The 1,214-nt window shown below is 78.8% G+C and carries 1 protein-coding gene; it reads right to left on the reverse strand.

The genetic code is table 11. The annotated features are described in order from the left end of the window. Positions 1–154 precede the first annotated feature (154 nt). Positions 155–1,214: regulator (locus CR470_RS38060; protein ID WP_179892529.1), on the reverse strand; the 1,060-nt coding region annotated here is incomplete at its 5' end.

The raw sequence follows: 1,214 nt of genomic DNA on the forward strand, positions 1-1,214 counted from the left end.
GTCCAGGGCGCGCTGCGGTCGGGGCGCCGGGCGGCCGGGGCCATCCTCACCGACCTGGCCGTCCCGGGCCTGCGCGAGGGGGGCCCGCGGTTGCCGAGAGCGGCGTGACGCCCCCGCTGTCCGAGTCACCGGCCGGGAGCTTCGGCCGGGAGCTTCAGCCGAGGGCGGCGACCCGGTCGCGGTAGCCGCGTACGGCGACCGCGTCCCGGTAGGGCTCCAGGCCGCGCTCGAAGGCGCGTACGTACTCCGTGGCGCGCACCGAGCGCATCTCGGCCGCCTGCTGGGCCGCCTCCGCGCCCAGCAGACAGGCCTGGTCCAGCTCGCCCAGGCCCAGCCGGGCCGAGGCGAGGACCACCCGGCAGAGCAGCCTGCTGCGGGCGTACGCCGGTGCGCGCAGCTGGAGCGACCGCTCGGCGTGCTGGGCGGCGGCCCGGTACTGCTGGAGGTCGCGGTGGCAGTGGCCCAGCTCGTCGGCGAGCTGCGCCTCGTCGAAGGTGCGGGCCCAGTGCGGCACCTCGTCGCCGGGGCGTGCGGTCTCCAGGGCGTGTTCGGCCCGGGTCAGGGCGGCGGTGCAGGAGCGCGCCTCGCCGAGCACGCCGTGCCCGCGCGCCTCGACCGCGTGCAGCAGCGCCTGGACGAGGGGCGGGGCGGCCGAGCCGACGCCCTGCTGGGCCACGCGGGCGAGCTGGACGGCCTCCCTGCCGTGCTTGAGGTAGACAGCCTGGCGGCTCATCGTGATCAGCACATAGGCGCCGTACCCGCGGTCCCCGGCGGCCTGGGCGAGCCGCAGCGCCTGGACGAAGTACCGCTGGGCCAGGCCGTGGGCGGCGATGTCGTACGAGGTCCAGCCGGCCAGCCGGGTCAGGTCGGCGACCGCGGCGAACAGCCGCCTTCCGGTGGCCTCGCCGTAGGTGCCCCGGAGCATCGGTTCGGCCTCGTGCTCCAGATACCGCACGAGGGCCTGCCGGGCGTGGCCGCCGCCGTAGGCGTGGTCGAGGGTGCGGAACAGCTCGCCGACCGAGCGCAGCGCGGCGATGTCCCCGCCGCCGACCCGCTGCCCGGGACCGCGGTCCGTCTGGCGCTGGCGCGGGACCACGGGCAGCGCCCCGGGCCCGGGCGGCGCCCCGGCGGCCGGGTGCGGGGCGGCCGGACCCGGGGCGGACGGGTGCGTGGGGGCGGGGCGCGGGGCGGACGGGTGCGTGGCGGCAGGGCGC

The sequence above is a fragment of the Streptomyces sp. rh34 genome (assembly GCF_002551245.1).
Lineage (GTDB): Bacteria > Actinomycetota > Actinomycetes > Streptomycetales > Streptomycetaceae > Streptomyces.